The organism is Kitasatospora sp. NPDC057512 (assembly GCF_042802135.1).
In the GTDB taxonomy this organism is placed as follows: domain Bacteria; phylum Actinomycetota; class Actinomycetes; order Streptomycetales; family Streptomycetaceae; genus Kitasatospora.
Genome location: NZ_JBHVET010001170.1, coordinates 1 through 1,561 on the forward strand (window position 1 = coordinate 1; position 1,561 = coordinate 1,561).

General features: G+C 73.6%; 2 protein-coding genes. One reads left to right on the forward strand and one right to left on the reverse strand.

Annotated features, from left to right (window positions below; translation table 11 throughout):
• The first annotated feature begins 15 nt into the window (after window positions 1–15).
• The gene (locus tag ACFU6K_RS38610) at window positions 16–540 is read left to right on the forward strand and encodes a transglycosylase SLT domain-containing protein (RefSeq protein ID WP_380671284.1); all 525 of its coding nucleotides are present in this window, start codon (window positions 16–18) and stop codon (window positions 538–540) included.
• 13 nt (window positions 541–553) lie between these two features.
• Here ACFU6K_RS38610 and galE read toward each other — a convergent pair.
• Window positions 554–1,561 (reverse strand): UDP-glucose 4-epimerase GalE (galE, locus tag ACFU6K_RS38615; RefSeq protein WP_380671282.1); only part of this gene is annotated, 1,008 nt, incomplete at its 5' end.

Genomic DNA, 1,561 nt, shown 5'->3' on the forward strand with positions numbered 1-1,561 from the left:
GGGCGGGGCGGCGGGCTGGGGGGGGGGGGCCGGGCTAAGCCCGCGACGCGCCGGGGCGGCTACGCCCCGGCCGACTACGCGGAGCCGGTCCGCCGGTACGCCACCGAGGCCGGGGTCAACCCGCAGCTGCTGATGGCGATCCTCTACAACGAGTCGTACAAGCCGCACGACCCCGAACTCGAACGGGCCTGGCAGCGCGGCAAGCCGGACGCCTCCTTCGGCATCGCCAACATGCACCGGGCCGCCTTCGACGACACCAAGCCCGGCCGCCCCTTCGCCTCCCGGCAGTGGGAGGAGCTCCCGGACGACCGGGACCTGGCCGTCCAGGCCGCCGCCTGGCACCTGCACGACCTCGCCGCCCAACTGCCCGCGCGCCCGGGCGTGTCGCTCAGCCGGGACGAACTGGTCGCCCTCGGCTACAACGCGGGCGCGGGCAACATGCTGGCCTTCGCCCGGGGCGTCAAGGTCGGCTCCCAGGCGCAGTCCTACCTCGACCGCCTGCGGGACAACTGGTCGAAGTCCGGCGAGGCCGTGAAGTAGCGCCTCCGCGTGGTCAGCTGACGGCGATCCGGGCGGACCAGACCCTCCGCCAGGCCAGCGCGTCGGCGACCCCCTCGGCGATGCCGCGCCGCGGCTGCCAGCCGAGCAGGTCCCGCGCGGTGTCCACGACGGCGTAGCAGCCGATCACGTCCCCGGGCCGCGGCCCCGCCTCCCGCACCTCGAGACTGGTGCCGACGGCCTGTTCGAAGGCGGCGATCAGCTCCCGCACGGTGGTCCCGTCGCCGGTGCCGACGTTGATCACCCGGTAGCGGTCCGCCACGCCCGGGGCGATCACCTCGTCGAACCGGAGCAGCGCCGCGACGTGCGCCTCGGCGAGGTCCTGGACGTGGACGTAGTCGCGGATGCCGGAGCCGTCGCGGGTGGCCCAGTCGGTGCCGGTCACGGTGAACGGGGTGCCGGTGGTGTGCGCCTCGATCAGCTTGCCGAGGGCGTGGGTGGGCCGGAGGTCCTGGAGGCCGGTGCGCAGCTGCGGGTCGGCGCCGATCGGGTTGAAGTAGCGCAGGGCGATGACGCGTTGGCGCTCGGCGCCGTCGCCCCGGGTCCAGTCCTGGAGGACCTGCTCCATCATCTGCTTGGTGCGCGCGTACGGGCTGCCGGCGTCGACCGGGCTGCTCTCGTCCACCCGGGCGTCGGGGGTGGGGGCGTAGATCGAGGCGGAGCTGCTGAAGACGACCCGGGTGCAGCCGTGGCGCTGGAGGGCCTCCAGGAGTTCCACGGTCTTGGCGACGTTCTCCCGGTAGTAGTACAGCGGCTTGGCCACCGACTCCGGTACGACGATCTTCGCGGCGCAGTGCACGGTGGCGTCGATGTCGGGATGCTCGGCGAAGATCCGGTCGAGCAGGGCCGCGTCGGCGATGTCGCCCCGGTAGAAGAGCCGGTCCGCGACGAACTCGGTCCGCCCCCGGGAGAGGTCGTCCAGCACGACCGGGGTGATCCCCCGGTCGAGCAGGGCGGAGGCGACGGTGCTGCCGATGAATCCCGCGCCGCCGGTGATCAGGAC